Genomic DNA, 1,352 nt, shown 5'->3' with positions numbered 1-1,352 from the left:
GCGGTCAGCGACGATGGCGATGCGACGTGATGGTGATGTGCAGGCGGATCTGATCGTGTCGTGGTCAGATATACCGCGCTCTCCCGGGCACGCCTTTTACGACAAGCTTCAGAAGCTGCTGGTGGATGCCGGGTTCGACCGCTTTGTGGAAGAGGCGTGCCAGGCCTATTACGCTGCGCGGATGGGGGCGCCATCGGTACCCCCCGGCCGATACTTTCGGATGCTGCTGATCGGCTATTTCGAAGGCATTCACTCCGAGCGCGGGATTGTGTGGCGGTGTTCGGACTCGCTTTCGCTGCGCGAGTTTCTGCGGTTGACGACGCGGGAGAAAGTCCCCGACCATAGTTGGATGTCGAAAACCCGCAGCCGGCTGCCGCACGAGGTTCATGACCAGATATTTGCCTGGGTTCTGGGGCTCGTAGCAGATCATGAGCTGGTGAAGGCCGAACGGATCGGCGTGGACGGATCGACGATGGAAGCCAATGCGGCGCTGCGCACGATCGTGCGGCGCGACACTGGCGAGACGTATCGTGAGATGCTGACGCGCATGGCGCACGAGAGCGGCATCGAGACACCAACAGCCGACGACCTGGTGCGCCTTGATCGCAGACGCACGGGCAAGAAGCTGTCGAACACGGATTGGGAGAGCCCGGTCGATCCGGACGCCAAGGTGGCGCGGATGAAGAACGGCTCGACGCGGCTTGGTTACAAGCCTGAACATGCGGTCGATCTGGATACCGGCGTGATCGTCGCAGCGCCGATCCATCCTGCGGACAAGGGCGATACGAACACCCTCGAGGCGACGCTCGAGGCGGCTGCGCGTAACCTGGCGACAGTCGATATGGCACCGGCCCCGGACACCCCGTGCGATCTTGTAACCGACAAGGGGTATCACTCCCGCGAGGGCCTCAAGGCACTCGCAAACGGGCCGTGGAAGACCCGCATATCGGAGCCCTTGCCGGCCAAAGGCATCCTGCGCTGGCACGGTGACGAGGAAGCGCAGAAGGCGGTCTACGCCAATCGCGCCCGCCTGAAATCCCGCATCGGACGCAAGACCATGCGCAAACGCGGCGAGCTGGTGGAACGCAGCTTTGCCCATGTCCTGGACCGGGGCGGCATGCGCCGCGCATGGCTGCGTGGGCGCGAAAACCTCCACAAGAGGTATCTGATCCACGTCGCCGGCTTCAACCTGGGCATCCTCATGCGCGCACTGTTCGGATGTGGCACCCCAAGGGAGGCCGCCAGCGCTTCACAGGCGTTTTTGCTCGTTGCTCAGACCGAAAACGCGCTGATCTTCGCCCTCGTCGGCCAAGTCGCAGCCGAAACCGGTGTCCTGCTTATCATCATGTCTG

General features: G+C 63.0%; 1 protein-coding gene. It reads left to right on the top strand.

Going from position 1 to position 1,352, the window contains the following annotated elements; all coding sequences use genetic code 11:
• Positions 1–1,352, top strand: a 1,352-nt coding sequence (locus tag PKE80_RS25235; RefSeq protein ID WP_271184829.1) for a transposase, incomplete at both ends; no start/stop codon positions are given.

Source organism: Novosphingobium resinovorum (genome assembly GCF_027922145.1).
Taxonomy (GTDB): Bacteria; Pseudomonadota; Alphaproteobacteria; order Sphingomonadales; family Sphingomonadaceae; genus Novosphingobium; species Novosphingobium resinovorum.
The sequence above is the reverse complement of the archived record's forward strand: the minus strand, read 5'-3'. Positions and strand labels throughout refer to the sequence as shown.